This is a genomic window from Bifidobacterium tibiigranuli (genome assembly GCF_022655035.1).
Classification (GTDB): Bacteria; Actinomycetota; Actinomycetes; order Actinomycetales; family Bifidobacteriaceae; genus Bifidobacterium; species Bifidobacterium tibiigranuli_A.
Genome location: NZ_JALCUA010000001.1, coordinates 167,386 through 182,691, shown reverse-complemented (window position 1 = coordinate 182,691; position 15,306 = coordinate 167,386). Strand labels below are relative to the sequence as shown.

Below are 15,306 nucleotides of genomic sequence, written 5' to 3'. Positions count from 1 at the left end.
TGATATGCATGGTGCTTCTGCTCAGCATGGGCGGGTAGCATGTCTGCGGCGGCTGGGCCTGCTGCGTGACTTCGGTTATGCGCCGATTGACTGGTGCATGACTGGTTGCGCGCAGACTGGCCGCCGCAGACATGACAATACGAGACTCGGCAGCCTCGGCAACCGAGACAGAGAACGACGGATAGGGCGGCAGGAATGGCAGAGGCGATTATCACGCTTGACCATGTGGTCAAGGAATTCCATAAGCGCGGCGGCTCGGGGAGGCAATCCGGCACATCACGCGCGGTCGACGATGTGAGTCTGCGCGTGGATCGCGGCGATATCTTCGGCATCATCGGCTACTCGGGAGCCGGCAAATCGACGCTGGTGCGCATGATCAATGCGCTTGAACGGCCGACAAGCGGCACTGTGAGCGTGCTGGGCACCGACATCACTGCGCTGGGGGAGTCCAAGCTGCGTCCGATACGCCAGAAAATCGGCATGATCTTCCAGCAGTTCAACCTGTTCTCCACCAAAACGGTCAGCCAGAACATCGCCTACCCGTTGCAGCTCGATCATTGGCGCAAGGACTATCAGGAGAGGCGCGTGGCCGAACTGCTTGATTTCGTCGGGCTGCGCGATCATGCCGACAACTACCCATCGCAGCTTTCCGGCGGGCAGAAGCAGCGCGTCGGCATCGCTCGGGCGCTGGCGACCAATCCGCAGATTCTGCTGGCCGACGAGGCGACCAGCGCGCTGGATCCTGAGACCACGGACGAGGTGCTTGCGCTGCTCAAGCGGGTCAACGAGCAATTCGGCATCACCATCGTGCTCATCACGCACCAGATGAGCGTCGTGCAGAACATTGCGAATCGGGTTGCCGTCATGAGCCAGGGGCGTGTCGTCGAGCAGGGTGATGTCTACGATGTGTTCGCCGCGCCCCGCCAGCCGGTCACCAAGCGTTTCATCGCCACCGCGCTGTCCGGCGTGCCGCAGGAGGAACGCGTCGAGCAGCTGCGCAGCGACTGGTCGGGCAGGATTGTGACGGTGCTCATCCGCCAGCGGGATGTGCTGAGCAGTAAAGAAAACAACGGTAAAGAATACAGCGATGAACGGTCCTCCGCCGTGCCGGCTTCCGGCCAGCGCATCTCGCAGCTCATCGCAAGCCGTGGCATCGCCAGCAGTATGCTCTACGGCGGCATCGACACGGTCGGTGGCTCCGCCATCGGTGCGATCACCTATGAATTCGACGATCAGCAGGAAGGCTTCGAAGCGTTCTTCGACGAGCTGAAGCACGACAGCGATGTAGTTGATTTCGGCACGGCGAGTCATCCGATTGCCTATGAGCAAGCCGTTGCATCGCTCGATTCCGCAGCAGCAAGGCGAACGACGGCTGAAGACGTCACAGACATTGCAGGCAGTGCAGGCTTTGCTGACATTGAGCGCACTGACGGCAGCGACACGAAGGGAAGCGACCGATGAGCGAGATAGTCACTGCGGCCGGACGCATCAGCATGGCTTTGGCAGGGCAAGGCGATTGGACCGTGCTCAAGCCGATGCTCTTCCAGTCCATTGCGCAGACGCTGGAAATGGTGTTCATCACGCTGATTGTCGGCGGCGCGTTCGGGCTGGTGCTCGGCGTGATCCTGTACGGCACGCGCCCGGGGAATCTGTTCGAGAATGCGGCGGTCTACCGGGTGCTCGATATCGTGGTCAATATCGTGCGGCCGATTCCCTTCATTATCTTTCTGGCGGCGATGCAGCCGCTGACGATTAAGGTCGTCGGTACGTCGATCGGCACGATGGCGGCGGTGTTCCCCATGGCCGTGATGTGCACTTTCGCCACCTCGCGCCTGGTCGAGCAGAACCTCGTGCCGGTCGATTCCGGCGTCATCGAGGCGGCCCGTTCGATGGGCGCATCCAAGATCACCATCATCCGCACGGTGCTGATTCCGGAGGCGCTTGCCCCGCTGATTCTCGCCTACGCCTTCCTGTTCATCGCGGTGCTCGACATGTCGGCGATGGCCGGCTATATCGGCGGCGGCGGGTTGGGCAACTTCGCCATCGCGTATGGCTACCAGAAATTCGATCCTACGGTGACTTGGACCGCAGTCGTCATTATGATCGTGCTTGTGCAAGTGGTGCAGGGCATCGCAAACGCCTTCGCCAAGCGCCTGCTCAGGCGGCAGCACTCCTGAGCGCGCTGTGCGTAGGCCGCACGGGAACAGCTTGGCGAGTTGGCTGGTCGGCGAAGCGGCGCAGCGGGCAGTGACAGACGGGGCATAGCGCGATGCATTCGCCTGTCGCCCCGAGGCAATTCGAGGAATGAGGATATATGGTTGAGCGTCTGACTATCGGACCGGAGCTTATTGACATCCGGCGGCATCTGCATGCCGACCCGGAGCTTGGCTTCCACGAGGAGCGCACGAGCCGATTCATCGCCGAGCAGCTGCGCAGCCACGGCATCGCGGTCCTCGACAATCCGCTGCCGTCGCAAACCGGCGTCATCGGCTTGATCGAAGGCGAACAGCCAGGACCATATATTGCCCTTCGCGCCGATATCGACGCGCTGCCCGTCGCGGAGCGCAGCGGGCTGGACTATGCCTCACACAACGAGGGCGTGATGCACGCTTGCGGGCATGATCTGCATATGACCTCGCTGCTGGCCGCCGCGTTCTGGTTGGCTGAGCACCGCGAACGCATCGCGGGCCGCATCATGCTGCTATTCCAGCCGGCCGAGGAAACCGGCCAGGGCGCGCAGGCTGTGGTCGACGCCGGGATCATCGACGGCGTCGACGCGATAATCGGCACGCATAACAACCCTGACTATCTGCCTGGCCAGATTGCGGTCGGGGCCGAGCCGATGATGGCCGGATGCGTGAAATTCGCCGTGACCCTTCACGCGCAGGGCACGCATGCCGGTTACCCGCATATGGGCACCGGTCCAATCGAGGCGCTGGCCTCGATAATCCTGTCGGTGCAGAGCATCGTGAGCCGCAACGCCACGCCCTTCCATCCGCTGGTCGTCTCGATAACCGAGGTGCATGGCGGCGACGTATGGAATGTAGTGCCGGCCGAGGCTGGTTTCCTCGGCACTGCGCGGTATTTCTACAAGGACGACGGGCAGCTGGTCGAACGCCGCTTCCGGCAGATTATCGCCTCGACGGCCGAAGCGTACGGCATCACGGCTGACGTCGAATGGGACGACTTCGCCGATCCGCTGGTTTCGGACGCCGCGCTGGCAACCGCCGTGGCGCAGGATGTGCCGCAATATGCGAGCCTTGAGCCGATTCATCCCTCGATGGCGGGGGAGGACTTCTGTGAATACGCGCAGCGCACCCGGCTCCTGTTCGCATTCGTCGGCTCGAACGGTGCGCCTGGACACTATGGATTGCACAGCCCGCACTTCGTCGGCTTGGATGGCGAGCTGCAGCCCGCCGCCGAGTTCTATGCGAATGCTGCGCTGCGGGTGTTGGATGAGTTGCGCAAATCGCCTGTGAACCGGGTGGCGCTAGTATGAAGCCATGACTCAATTGCGTTTTGCTCTGGCCCAAATCGACACTCGCGTCGGCGATCTCGACGCCAACGCTGAGGCGATTATGGCCTACTCGCGCCGTGCTGCCGCACACCATGCCCAAGTCGTGGTATTCCCCGAGATGTCGCTGACCGGGTACCCGATCGAGGATCTCGCCTTCCGCGCCACCTTCCGCAAGGCCGCATGGGACAAGGCGAACGCTATGGCCAAGCAGCTCGCGACGGATGATTTGGGCGGCTTATATGTTGTGGCGGGCACAGTCGGCACTGATACGGAGTCCGACAAGCCGCGCAACCGACTCGTGGTGCTGCACGACGGCGTGGTCTGGTCCGGCTATGACAAGCATTTCCTGCCCAATTACGGCGTGTTCGACGAATTCCGCATTTTCTCCTCCGGACAGCGCTCCGTCGTGCTCGACATCGATGGCACGCGCGTCGGACTAGCGATATGCGAGGATATCTGGCAGGACGGCGGCCCGGTCGATGAACTTGCCGGGCAGCGTATCGACGTGCTGCTGACCATCAACGGCTCACCCTACGAGGAGGGCAAAACCCATACGCGCTACGATCTGGCAGTCAGGCGAGCGCATGAAGTCAAGGCCCCGATGATCTACCTCAATCAGGTCGGTGGTCAGGATGATCTGGTCTTCGACGGCGGCAGCTTCGTGGTCGACGCGGACGGCACGCTGCTCGAGCGCTCGCCGATGTTCGTTGAGAATCTGAGCTATTTCGATTTCGACAAGCAAGCAGAGCATCAGCAGATTGGCACCATAGCTGCCGAAATGGAGCGCGACGAGGAAGTCTACTGCGCCTGCGTGCTGGGTCTGAAAGACTACATGGCCAAGAACCACTTCACCGGCGTGTGCCTCGGATTGTCAGGCGGCATCGACTCGGCGCTGGTCGCCACCATGGCCGCTGACGCCTGCGGGGGCGAGAATGTGTGCGGCATCTCCATGCCGAGCCAGTACTCGTCCGACGGCTCCAAGGATGATGCTGCCGATTTGGCCGAGAATCTCGGTGCCCATTACGAAGTGCAGGCCATCGAACCATTGTTCCAGTCCTTCCAGCAGCAGCTCACCTTGGGCGGTGTCGCGGCGGAGAATCTGCAAGCGCGCATTCGCGGCGTCATCGTCATGGCGTACTCGAACAGCAGGAATCTGCTCGCCCTGGCCACTGGCAACAAATCGGAGCTCGCCTGCGGATATTCCACGATTTATGGCGATGCAGTCGGCGGATATGCGCCGATCAAGGATCTGCTCAAAACCCGGGTGTGGGATCTTTCGCGCTGGCGCAACAAGGCGGCACAGGATGGGCTTGGCCTTGGGATGCTGCCGATTGTGGGCAATGAGGCTGTGGCGTCTGCCAAGGCGGTATCGAGCGTGCTCATCCCGGTGAGCAGCATCGAGAAGGAGCCGAGCGCCGAGCTGCGCCCCGGTCAGAAGGATTCCGACTCTTTGCCGCAGTACGCGCTGCTCGATCAGGTGCTTGCGGCTTACATCGAGCATGCGCATGGTCGCGCCGACCTGCTGGCGGACGGCTTCGATGAGACGACGGTGGATACGGTGATGCGCTTGGTCGACCGAGCGGAATGGAAGCGTCGGCAATACCCGTTGGGTCCCAAGGTCACGGCGCTCGCCTTCGGCCGCGACCGCCGACTGCCGATTACCAACGCCTTCCGGGAGTAGCAGGTACAGGCGGGCGAAAGCAGGTGCCGCGGGCATGCGGCGCAGAGTTCGCAGTGCAACGCACACAGCACAATCGCATAGGCAATACAGCAATACAGCAGAGGAATCGACACGAAGGAGGCCTGCCGTGGCAGACGAGCAGCAGTGGTATTTCAATACGGTCACCGGGCAACCCGAGCAGGGCATGATTTCGCCCTCATCGCATCGCATGGGCCCTTACGCTTCGCGCGAGGACGCGCTGCACGCCTGGGATATCGTCAGGCGGCGCAACAGGGAATGGGACAGCGAGGACAGGCAGTGGAATCAGTGGGATGAGAAAAAATGACGCTGCTGCCATGACGCCTGTGAAACGCCGCGAGAAACTATCGCAGACTACACAAGCCGTTGCCGTACGGGCACGCATCGCTCTCGGCACCATCGACGTCGATGCGCTGCCGCGCGACGAATTCGCCTATCCTGGTCCGCTGCGCGACAAACTTATTGCGTCGATTCTCGACGGCTCCAAAACCACGACGACCAGTCTGCTCGCCGAATATCTCAAGGATGGCGACGAGCCTTCGACAGTCGGTGCGCTTTGCGTCCCCATTGATTCGCAAGGTAAACCCGTCTGCGTGCTGCGCCAAGAGGCGGCGTATACATGCCGGTTGGCCGATGTGACTCTCGAACATGCAATCAACGAAGGAGAAGGGTATCGTACAGTTGCGCAGTGGCGCAAAGCGCACGAAAGCTTCTGGTCGAGTCCTGAATTCATCGCCGAACTTGACGACCCTGATTTTCGTCTTGACGACGACACCGTGGTCGTGTGCGAGCGCTTCGAACTGATCCAACGGCTGTAGGCCGTAGGGCTCTTTTGCGACATAGTGTCCGTTTCGTCAAGAGCTTGTATTGTTTTTCTTTTATCGGCGTAAAGGGAAGCTGGCTCCATGCTGAACATCAACGCTCAATCCGCAGAAAATAGTGGTTTTTCGAGACTGTTAGAAATTCGCGGCAATGCCCCCTTGTGGACACTCAATGAATGTGATATAGCTCACGTTGAAACGCGGACGGGTCTTAATACCCTGCGCATACAATGAAGGAAAACGCAGATGCACAGCTGTGCAATCGCGTTGCAGTAAAACACGAAGGAGTGACCATGACAGCAGTTGACGAAACCGCTCTCTCCCCTGAGGAACTCCAAGCGAAGGCTTGGGATGGCTTTACAGGCGGAAACTGGCAGAAGGACATTGACGTCCGCGACTTCATCCAGAAGAACTACACGCCCTACGACGGCGATGAGTCCTTCCTGGCTGACGCTACGGAGAAGACCAAGCATCTGTGGAAGTACCTCGACGACAACTACCTTGCCGTCGAGCGCAAGCAGCGCGTCTACGACGTGGACACGCACACCCCGGCCGGCATTGATGCGTTCCCGGCCGGCTACATCGAGGGCCCTGAGAGCGACAATGTGATTGTCGGTCTGCAGACCGATGTGCCGTGCAAGCGCGCGATGATGCCGAATGGCGGCTGGCGTATGGTCGAGCAGGCCATCATGGAAGCGGGCAAGGAGCCTGACCCCGAGATCAGGAAGATCTTCACTACTTACCGCAAGACCCACAACGACGGCGTGTTCGGCGTCTACACCAAGAACATCAAGATCGCCCGCCACAACAAGATTCTCACCGGCCTGCCGGATGCCTACGGCCGCGGCCGCATCATCGGCGATTACCGTCGCGTGGCGCTCTATGGTGTCAACAAGCTCATCGCGTTCAAGAAGCGCGACAAGGAGTCCGTGCCGTATCGCAACGACTTCACCGAGCCGGAGATCGAGCATTGGATTCGCTTCCGCGAGGAGCATGCCGATCAGCTCAAGGCGCTCAAGCAACTGGTCAACCTCGGCAACGAGTATGGCCTGGATCTGACCCGCCCCGCGCAGAACGCGCAGGAAGCCGTGCAGTGGACCTACATGGGCTACCTTGCCTCCGTCAAGAGCCAGGATGGCGCGGCCATGAGCTTCGGCCGCAACTCCGCCTTCTTCGACGCCTACTTCGAGCGCGACCTGAAGAATGGCACGCTTGACGAGACCGGCGCGCAGGAGATCATCGATCAGATCGTCATGAAGCTGCGCATCGTGCGCTTCCTGCGCACCAAGGACTACGACAAGATCTTCTCCGGCGATCCGTACTGGGCCACCTGGTCCGACGCGGGCTTCGGCGACGACGGCCGCTCGATGGTCACCAAGACCTCGTTCCGTCTGCTTAACACGCTGACGCTCGAGCATCTTGGACCTGGCCCCGAGCCGAACATCACGATCTTCTGGGATCCGAAGCTGCCAGAAGGCTACAAGCGCTTCTGCGCCCGCATCTCCATCGACACCTCGGCCATCCAGTATGAGTCCGACAAGGAGATTCGCGCCCATTGGGGCGATGACGCCGCCATCGCATGCTGCGTCTCGCCGATGCGCGTGGGCAAGCAGATGCAGTTCTTCGGCGCTCGCGTCAACTCCGCCAAGGCGTTCCTGTACGCCATCAACGGCGGCCGCGACGAGATGACCGGCATGCAGGTCATCGACAAGGGCGTGATCGAGCCGATCGCACCCGAAGCCGACGGCACGCTGGACTTCGAGAAGGTCAAGAACAACTACGAGAAGGCCCTGCAGTGGCTCTCGGAGACCTACGTCGAAGCGCTGAACATCATCCATTACATGCACGATAAGTACGCCTACGAGTCCATCGAGATGGCGCTGCACGACAAGGAGATCTACCGCACTCTAGGCTGCGGCATGTCCGGCCTGTCGATTGCCGCCGACTCGCTCGCAGCGCTGAAGTATGCGAAGGTCTACCCGATCTACAACAAGGACGCGAAGAATCTCGAAGGCCACGAGGCCGAGTACGTCGAAGGCGCCGAAGACGATCTGGTGGTCGGCTACCGCACCGAAGGCGGCTTCCCGATCTACGGCAACGACGACGATCGCGCCGACAAGCTGGCGACCTGGGTCGTGAGCACCGTCATGGGCCAGATCAAGCGCCTGCCGGTGTACCGCGACGCGGTGCCGACGCAGTCCATCCTGACCATCACCTCGAACGTGGAATACGGCACCAACACCGGTTCCTTCCCGTCCGGGCACAAGAAGGGCACGCCGTACGCCCCGGGCGCGAACCCGGAGAACGGCATGGACGCCCACGGCATGCTGCCCTCGATGTTCTCGGTCGGCAAGATCGACTACAACGACGCGTTGGACGGCATCTCGCTGACCAACACCATCACCCCCGATGGCCTTGGCCGCGACGAAGATGAGCGCGTGAACAACCTGGTCGGCATCCTCGACGCCGGCAACGGGCACGGCCTGTACCACGCGAACATCAACGTCCTGCGCAAGGAGCAGCTGGAAGACGCTGTCGAGCATCCGGACAAGTACCCGCACCTGACCGTGCGCGTCTCCGGCTACGCGGTGAACTTCGTCAAGCTCACCCGCGAGCAGCAGCTCGACGTGATCTCGCGTACCTTCCACCAAGGTTCCGTCGTCGACTGATGCCATATTCCGCCTGAAACGGAATTGAGTAAACGGCGGAATTGAACGAACACAAGGTAAGGGGCGTGGCTGCTGGCCGCGCCCCTTATTCATGGCCATAGCCGTATGCTGCCCGGGCGTCGGGCACAACAGGTTCCATAATTCTGGCCTCACTTCCGTCACTTGCACGGGACATTGGCTTAGTGGCCTGTACAAGCGTGACCTACGTCATGTTTTGCCGACGGCACACCGGCTGCGGTCTGTTGACGCACCTGCTTTCAGTATCATGGAAGCAGAGCTACAATCCGCAGGGAATCCAAAGGAGGACGACGATGTCTGACACAGCGACATTCCATGAGGCAATCCACACCGCGTTCCATACCACCAAGCCGCATATGCTCAAAGGCTCGCGCGAGTATGCGCGCCAGACGCTGATGGGCGGGCTCTCCGGGTTCGAATCGCCTATCGGGCTTGATCGCCACGACCGCATCGCAGCTCTGAAAACCGGCGACATCGGCTTCGTGCATTCCTGGGATATCAACACTTCCGTGGACGGCCCGGGCACCAGAATGACCGTGTTCATGAGCGGGTGCCCGCTGCGCTGCCAGTTCTGCCAGAATCCCGATACCTGGAAAATGCGCGACGGCCAGCCGGTCTATCTTGATGCGATGATCAACAAAGTGGCGCGCTACGCAGACCTGTTCAAGGCGACAGGCGGAGGCATCACCTTCTCCGGCGGCGAATCGATGATGCAGCCGGCCTTCGTCTCGCGCGTCTTCCGCGCGGCCAAGGAGATGGGCGTGCACACTTGCCTGGACACCGCAGGCTTCCTCAATAAGAACTACACGGACGAGATGATTGACGACATCGACCTGTGTCTGCTCGACGTCAAAGCCGGCGACGAGGAACGCTACAAGGTGCTGACCGGCGGCACGCTGGCCCCGACCATCAAGTTCGGCCAGCGCCTGGCCGCGCGCGGCAAGAAGATCTGGGTGCGCTTCGTGCTGATTCCCGGCTTGACCGACCCGGAAGACAACATCGAGAACATCGCCAACATCGTCGAGACCTTTGGCGACGCAGTGGAGCATATTGATGTGCTGCCCTTCCACCAGCTCGGCCGCCCGAAGTGGCACGAGCTGCGCATCCCGTACCCGCTTGAGAACCAGAAGGGTCCTTCGGCGGCGCTGAAGGACCGCGTCGTCAAGCAGTTCGAGGCGCACGGATTCACGGTGTATTAAATTCACGGTGTGAAAACCGGCGGTGCGGCATAATTCGCTGGCTTTTGGGCGTGGCGATGCTGGGTTGCGGCGTTGCGGTTTCGTAGCCTAGAGACATGAATCATATTTACGCGTTCCCCGATGCCCCGCGTATCGAGGACATTGGGCGTATCGAGGATTGTGAGCGCGCGGGTGGCATCAGGCGTATGAATGGCATGCGGCACGCTGGTGAAAAAACTGATCTGCTCCGTCCTGCCGGCGTGCCCGATGCGGTGTGGTCGGCGGTGCTGTCGGTGATGGCGATGCGGCGCCTTGACGGCATTGCATACCGGGAGATCGAAGTGCCGCGCTCGTTGGCGGATTTCGGCATCGGCGTTTCGCTGCGCTGCTCCGAAGATTCTTCCGAAGATCGTTCTGAAGACTCGCTTGGTGCCTCGGGATGGATTATGGCGTTGTACGCGCAACACCCGAATGCGCAATGGGAATCGCACTGGCGCTGCACGGCGTACGCCCGTGTGCCCTATGACGACTGCGTGAATGACGAACTGGCGGCGCAGATCGTTTGGGACGAGATGCGCATGGCCTTGGGGCCGCTGGCGACTGGCCTGCCGTCGGGCACCGTCAGTGTGACGCGGGACCGGTCCTTCGGTCTGCATGAGTCAATTGAGCTAATTGAACCGACTGGGTCGACTCAACCGACTGAGTCGACTGAACCGACTGAGCCGACTGAACTGAATGCAGCCGCTGAATCAAATGAAGCGAGCAGACCGGAGCAAATGTCTGAGCAAATTCCGGAGCAGATGCTTGAGCGCACTGCGGTTGGTTGTGAGCTGCGTGTATCGTGGTCGCCTGCCAGCGCGCCGGGCGTGGAAATCGCCGACGAGATCGGCACGCATATCGAGGCGTGGGCCGGTCTCCTGCATTCCATGTCCACGGCGGAGACTGGGAATAGCAGCAATGAGGAGGAAATCGCGCTTGGATGACGAACCACGATTGCAGGCGGAACCGCGCGGGGGAGTTCCTGACGTCATCGACACGCTTAAGGGATTTCACGAGGCCTGCGAGCGTTTCGCCGCGGCCGACGGGTCTGTGGCGGCCGACGCGGAACGCGCATCCGGATTTCGCTACGGCCATGAGGACTGGCTGGTGCAGTTCAAGCGCGCGGGTGCTGGCATCGCGCTGTTCGACCCGATTGCTTTAGGCCACAGCAGCGCTGATTGGAACGAGTTCAATAGCGCTGTCGGCAACGTGACGTGGATTCTGCATGATTCGCTGCAGGATCTTCCCGGATTCGCCGATTTGGGCATGCGCCCCCAGCGCCTGTTCGATACGGAGATAGCGGCGCGGCTGCTGAACATGCGCCATTTCGGTCTGGCTGCAGTCACCGAGCATTATCTAGGGCTGACGCTGGCGAAGGAGCATTCCGCTGCGGACTGGTCATACCGCCCGCTGCCGAGGGATTGGCGCAACTACGCGGCGCTCGACGTCGAGCTGCTCATCGAGCTGGAAGCAGCGATACGCAAGGATCTGCAGCGGCAGGGCAAAGTCGAATGGGCCGAAGAGGAATTCGCTCATGCGCTAGCCAAAGGCATGACGCCGCGCAAGCCGCATCCAGTGCCGTGGCTGCGCATCTCGCATATCACCGCGCTGAACCATGACGGGCAGGGTCAGGCGGTGGCGAAAGCGCTATGGGAGGAACGCGACAGACTTGCCAGATACTACGACATCGCGCCAACGCTGCTGCTGTCCGACTCGGCGATTATCGAAGCCGCACGGCGCAAGCCGCATAATGCCAAGGAATTCAGAGCCGTGCGTGCGCTCAACGAGCGTGTGCGCGTGCATACCGGCGGCGAGCAGGACAAGATGTTCGAACGCTATGCGCCGATTCAGCGCGAAGTGAAGCCATCCGTATGGAAGGGCGTCATCCAGCAGGCGCTTGAGCTGCCCGAGGAGCAGTGGCCGACTATGCCGGTCCCGTCGCCGGACACGCAGGGCAACGCGCCAAGATCGATGAAGCTATGGTCCACGCGCCACCCCGAGCGCTTCCGTCATCTGCAGGCCGCGCGCAAGACGCTGAACTCCATCGCCGAAGACACGCGCACGCCCGCCGAAATGATCTTGAAGCCGCAGATCGTGCGCAACCTGTGCTGGACCGATGAGCCGCAGCGCCGCGATGTGGCGCAATTCCTCGCGGAGCAAGGTGCCAGAGGGTGGCAGATCAGGCTTGTGGCCGAGTCCCTGAGTCGCGTTATCATATAACGGTTGCCTTATGGCAGAAATAGTTGCATACCGTAGTTCAGGAGCGCAAGCGTGAAAATCAGCGTCAGGAATCTCGAGCCCACCAAGGTGAAGCTCACCGTCACCGTCGACCAGGAAGAGTTCGACCCCTATCTTGATGATGCCCGCAAGGAAATCGCCAAGCAGGTCAACGTGCCTGGCTTCCGCAAGGGACACGTTCCCGGCAAAATCATCGACCAGCGCATCGGCTTCGCCTCGGTGGCCGGGGAAGCGGTGAATGCCGCCGTTCCCGATCTGTACTCCAAGGCGCTTGAGGAGAAGAAGATTCGCCCGATGGCCCAGCCTGAGTTCGACGTGCAGGAGGTTCCGGCCTCCGCGAAGGACGAGACCAAGCTCAAGTTCGTCGCCACCGTGGAGCGTCGCCCCGACATCGAGCTGCCCGAGCTGGAAGGCCTGGAACTTGAGGTCGCCAAGCCGGAAATCACCGACGAGGACATCGACAAGCGCCTTGAGGCGTTGCGTCAGCGCTTCGGCACGCTCGTGGGCGTGGACCGCCCGGCGGCCAAGGGCGATTACGCGAACATCGATCTCGAAGCGACGATCGATGGCGAAGTCGCCGATTCCCAGGAGGGCGTGAGCTACGAGCTGGGCTCCAACACCATGCTCGACGGGCTTGACGAGGCACTCGACGGCCTGTCGGCTGGCGAGGAGACCACTTTCGAAGGCACGCTTGAAGCGGGCGACCACGAAGGCGAGAAGGCGCAGGTCAAGGTCAAGGTCAACTCGGTCAAGACCGAGGAGCTGCCCGAGCTTGATGACGACTTCGCGCAGGATGCCTCCGAATTCGACACGCTTGACGAGCTCAAGGCCGACATCCGCAAGACCAGCGAGAAGGACGCCGAAGGCCGCCAGGCCACCGAGGCGCGCGACGCGTTCATCGCCAAGCTCGAAGAAGGCGCCGAGATTCCGGTGCCCAAGGGCGTCAAGGCGCAGACGGTCGAAGAGCATCTCAAGGGCGTGTCCGGCGACCCTGAGAAGGCCACCGACGAGCAGAAGAAGGAAGCCGAAGAGAGCGCCGAGAAGGAACTGCGCGATCAGATGGTGCTCGATGCGCTCGCCGAGAAGCTTGAGGTCCAGGTCTCCCAGGCCGATGTGACCAATTTCCTGGCCTCCATCGCCCAGCAGTACGGCATGGATCCCAGCGAGTTCATCAACGCGATCGTCAACAATGGCCAGCTCGGCTCCGCCGTGCAGGAAGTCGGCCGCTCCAAGGGCCTGCTTGCCGGCATGCGCGCCGTCACCTTCACCTCCGAAGGCGAGACGCTCGACCTGAGCGCCTTCCTCGGCGAAGAGGCGCAGGAAGAGGAATCTGAAAGCGTCGAGGCGGCTTCCGCAGCCGCAGCCGTCGCCGACGAGCTCTCCAACATCGACGCCGCCGCAGACAGCGAGTGAGTGTCCCCACGTTGATATGCGGTTTGCGGCGCTGATGCACGGCTGAGGCGCCAGGCATCCCGCACATCGTGAATGCTACGGTCCGAAACCTTGCGTAGGGTTTCGGGCCGTATTCTTATGCCCATGCCGATCGCCGGGCATGCTGATTGCTGGGCAGAACGGCGGCAGTGTCGAAACCGCTATTCCTGAGGCATGTACGACACTGCCAACACAGGGTACTTACAGCACAACATACTGATAACACTTGAATCCCTACGTCAAGGAGCGATGATGGCAGACGCCAATTCCACGCGCACGAGAACCGCCAGACTCATCGTGGCGGTGCTGACGCTCGGCATAGCGATTGGCATAGCTGCCGGTCTGCTTTCGCAGATGCTCTACGGCGTGGAATACCTCGCGTTCGGCTACACCGAAAGCAGCTCGCTGCCAGGGCCGTTCACGGTTCCGGCGCTGAGGCGCATAGCGGGCGTCGTCGGCGGTTCGCTTATCGCGGCTATCATCTGGTGGCTGCTGCGCACGAAAAGCGCGCGCGTGCCTTCGGTGAAGAAGGCTGTGAACGGCGAGCCGATGCCGGTGTGGCAGACCACGGTGCATGTGCTGCTGCAGATTCTCATTGTCGGCTCCGGCTCGTCGATAGGCCGCGAGGTCGCCCCGCGCGAATTCGGCGCGATGCTCGGCCAGCGCTTCAGTGGTGTGATCGGCTTCACCGGTGCCGATAAGCGCATGCTGGTGGCGGTGTGCGCGGGCGCAGGTCTGGCCGGCGTCTATGATGCGCCGCTCGCCGGGCTGTTCTTCACCGTCGAGATTCTGCTCGCCGATGTCACGCTGGAAAAGGTCGCGGTTTCGCTCGGCATGTCGGCGACGGCGGCTTACGTAGCTTCGCTCATCAAGGGGCAGAAGGTCTTCTACCATCTTCCAGGGCTCTTGCATGAGAACACGCCGACCCTGATGCTGTTCGCGCTGGTGGGCGGCGTGGTCTTCGGGGCGCTTGGAGCTTTGTTCCGCTTGGGATCGCAGTGGGCCGAGAAGGGGCCGCGCAACGACGCCGGCATTCTGTGGAAGATGCCTGCGGCGGCGCTGCTCACCGGCGTCGTGGCGATCTGGATTCCGCAGGTGATGGGCAACGGCCGCGCCTCGGCGCAGTTGTCCTTCGATATTTCGCTTATTTCCAATCTTGCCAAGGGCCAAGGGCTGTCGCTATTCGGCACTTCAGCAGGCCAGCCGCTCGTCGTGGCGCTCGTTGTGCTGACCGTGTCGCTGATTGCCAAGGCGCTGGTCACGCTGATTACGATACGTTCCGGCGCGTCGGGCGGCGTGCTGCAGCCGGGCATCGCGCTGGGTGCCATAGCCGGCGCGATGCTTGGCCTGCTGTGGATGCTTGTATTCCCCGGGGCTTCGATTCCTATTGCGGCATGCGCGCTGGTCGGCGCTGCTGCGCTGCTTTCGGCCTCGCAGCAGGCTCCGCTGATGGCGATGTGCCTGGTGATGGAGCTGTGCGCGGCCCCGATATCGTATTTCGTGCCGGTTGGGCTGGCTTCGTCTGCTGCTGTGGTCGTCTCGCGCTGGGTGCTGAAACGTTGCAATGCCGCCTTTTCTCGCAGTGAGCGCAAAACGAAGCAGGCCGTCGCTTAAAGGCGGTATTGTTCTAACGGTACGAAACGCGTTATATACGAAAACGCACGATCAAGGAGATATTGGTGGCAGATTTTCTGAC

12 protein-coding genes are annotated in these 15,306 nt (G+C 61.5%); all 12 read left to right on the top strand.

The window, feature by feature from the left end; all coding sequences use genetic code 11:
* Positions 1–195: 195 nt before the first annotated feature.
* The 12 genes from LKK40_RS00795 (at position 196) to LKK40_RS00740 (ending at position 15,224) form a co-directional block, all read left to right on the top strand.
* Positions 196–1,461, top strand: a complete 1,266-nt coding sequence (locus LKK40_RS00795) for a methionine ABC transporter ATP-binding protein (RefSeq protein ID WP_304308376.1) — start codon at positions 196–198, stop codon at positions 1,459–1,461.
* Positions 1,462–1,493: 32 nt separating this feature from the next.
* Positions 1,494–2,177, top strand: a complete 684-nt coding sequence (locus tag LKK40_RS00790; RefSeq protein ID WP_304308923.1) for a methionine ABC transporter permease — start codon at positions 1,494–1,496, stop codon at positions 2,175–2,177.
* 137 nt (positions 2,178–2,314) lie between these two features.
* Positions 2,315–3,499, top strand: a complete 1,185-nt coding sequence (locus LKK40_RS00785) for a M20 metallopeptidase family protein (protein WP_304308374.1) — start codon at positions 2,315–2,317, stop codon at positions 3,497–3,499.
* A gap of 4 nt (positions 3,500–3,503) precedes the next feature.
* A complete protein-coding gene (locus tag LKK40_RS00780) occupies positions 3,504–5,198 on the top strand; it encodes an NAD+ synthase (protein ID WP_304308372.1) in 1,695 nt (564 codons plus the stop codon).
* 127 nt (positions 5,199–5,325) lie between these two features.
* Entirely contained in the window at positions 5,326–5,523 is a 198-nt protein-coding gene (locus tag LKK40_RS00775; protein WP_152580888.1) for a hypothetical protein, read from the top strand.
* 10 nt (positions 5,524–5,533) lie between these two features.
* Positions 5,534–6,034, top strand: a complete 501-nt coding sequence (locus tag LKK40_RS00770) for an ASCH domain-containing protein (RefSeq protein WP_304308368.1) — start codon at positions 5,534–5,536, stop codon at positions 6,032–6,034.
* Positions 6,035–6,330: 296 nt separating this feature from the next.
* Positions 6,331–8,706, top strand: coding sequence for a formate acetyltransferase (locus LKK40_RS00765; protein ID WP_304308366.1), 2,376 nt, complete (start codon positions 6,331–6,333; stop codon positions 8,704–8,706).
* A 311-nt stretch (positions 8,707–9,017) separates the two neighbouring features.
* A complete protein-coding gene (gene pflA, locus LKK40_RS00760; RefSeq protein ID WP_304308364.1) occupies positions 9,018–9,923 on the top strand; it encodes a pyruvate formate-lyase-activating protein in 906 nt (301 codons plus the stop codon).
* A gap of 95 nt (positions 9,924–10,018) precedes the next feature.
* Positions 10,019–10,885 carry a DUF3000 family protein gene (locus LKK40_RS00755; protein ID WP_304308362.1) on the top strand — a complete coding sequence of 289 codons (867 nt, stop codon included), beginning with the start codon at positions 10,019–10,021 and terminating at the stop codon, positions 10,883–10,885.
* Positions 10,860–12,161 carry an HRDC domain-containing protein gene (locus LKK40_RS00750; RefSeq protein WP_304308360.1) on the top strand — a complete coding sequence of 434 codons (1,302 nt, stop codon included), beginning with the start codon at positions 10,860–10,862 and terminating at the stop codon, positions 12,159–12,161. The genes LKK40_RS00755 and LKK40_RS00750 overlap by 26 nt, the downstream gene beginning before the upstream one ends.
* A 51-nt stretch (positions 12,162–12,212) precedes the next feature.
* The gene (gene tig / locus LKK40_RS00745) at positions 12,213–13,592 is read left to right on the top strand and encodes a trigger factor (protein WP_304308358.1); all 1,380 of its coding nucleotides are present in this window, start codon (positions 12,213–12,215) and stop codon (positions 13,590–13,592) included.
* 267 nt (positions 13,593–13,859) lie between these two features.
* Complete coding sequence (locus LKK40_RS00740; RefSeq protein ID WP_304308356.1) at positions 13,860–15,224, top strand: chloride channel protein; 1,365 nt, start codon at positions 13,860–13,862, stop codon at positions 15,222–15,224.
* Positions 15,225–15,306 lie beyond the last annotated feature (82 nt).

What these genes read in the sequence shown, in the direction of transcription:
- LKK40_RS00795 (WP_304308376.1), top strand. Translation starts at nt 196, where the DNA reads ATGGCAGAGGCGATTATCACGCTTGACCATGTGGTCAAGGAATTCCAT.
- LKK40_RS00790 (WP_304308923.1), top strand. Translation starts at nt 1,494, where the DNA reads ATGGCTTTGGCAGGGCAAGGCGATTGGACCGTGCTCAAGCCGATGCTC.
- LKK40_RS00785 (WP_304308374.1), top strand. Translation starts at nt 2,315, where the DNA reads ATGGTTGAGCGTCTGACTATCGGACCGGAGCTTATTGACATCCGGCGG.
- LKK40_RS00780 (WP_304308372.1), top strand. Translation starts at nt 3,504, where the DNA reads ATGACTCAATTGCGTTTTGCTCTGGCCCAAATCGACACTCGCGTCGGC.
- LKK40_RS00770 (WP_304308368.1), top strand. Translation starts at nt 5,534, where the DNA reads ATGACGCCTGTGAAACGCCGCGAGAAACTATCGCAGACTACACAAGCC.
- LKK40_RS00765 (WP_304308366.1), top strand. Translation starts at nt 6,331, where the DNA reads ATGACAGCAGTTGACGAAACCGCTCTCTCCCCTGAGGAACTCCAAGCG.
- pflA (WP_304308364.1), top strand. Translation starts at nt 9,018, where the DNA reads ATGTCTGACACAGCGACATTCCATGAGGCAATCCACACCGCGTTCCAT.
- LKK40_RS00755 (WP_304308362.1), top strand. Translation starts at nt 10,019, where the DNA reads ATGAATCATATTTACGCGTTCCCCGATGCCCCGCGTATCGAGGACATT.
- LKK40_RS00750 (WP_304308360.1), top strand. Translation starts at nt 10,860, where the DNA reads ATGAGGAGGAAATCGCGCTTGGATGACGAACCACGATTGCAGGCGGAA.
- LKK40_RS00740 (WP_304308356.1), top strand. Translation starts at nt 13,860, where the DNA reads ATGATGGCAGACGCCAATTCCACGCGCACGAGAACCGCCAGACTCATC.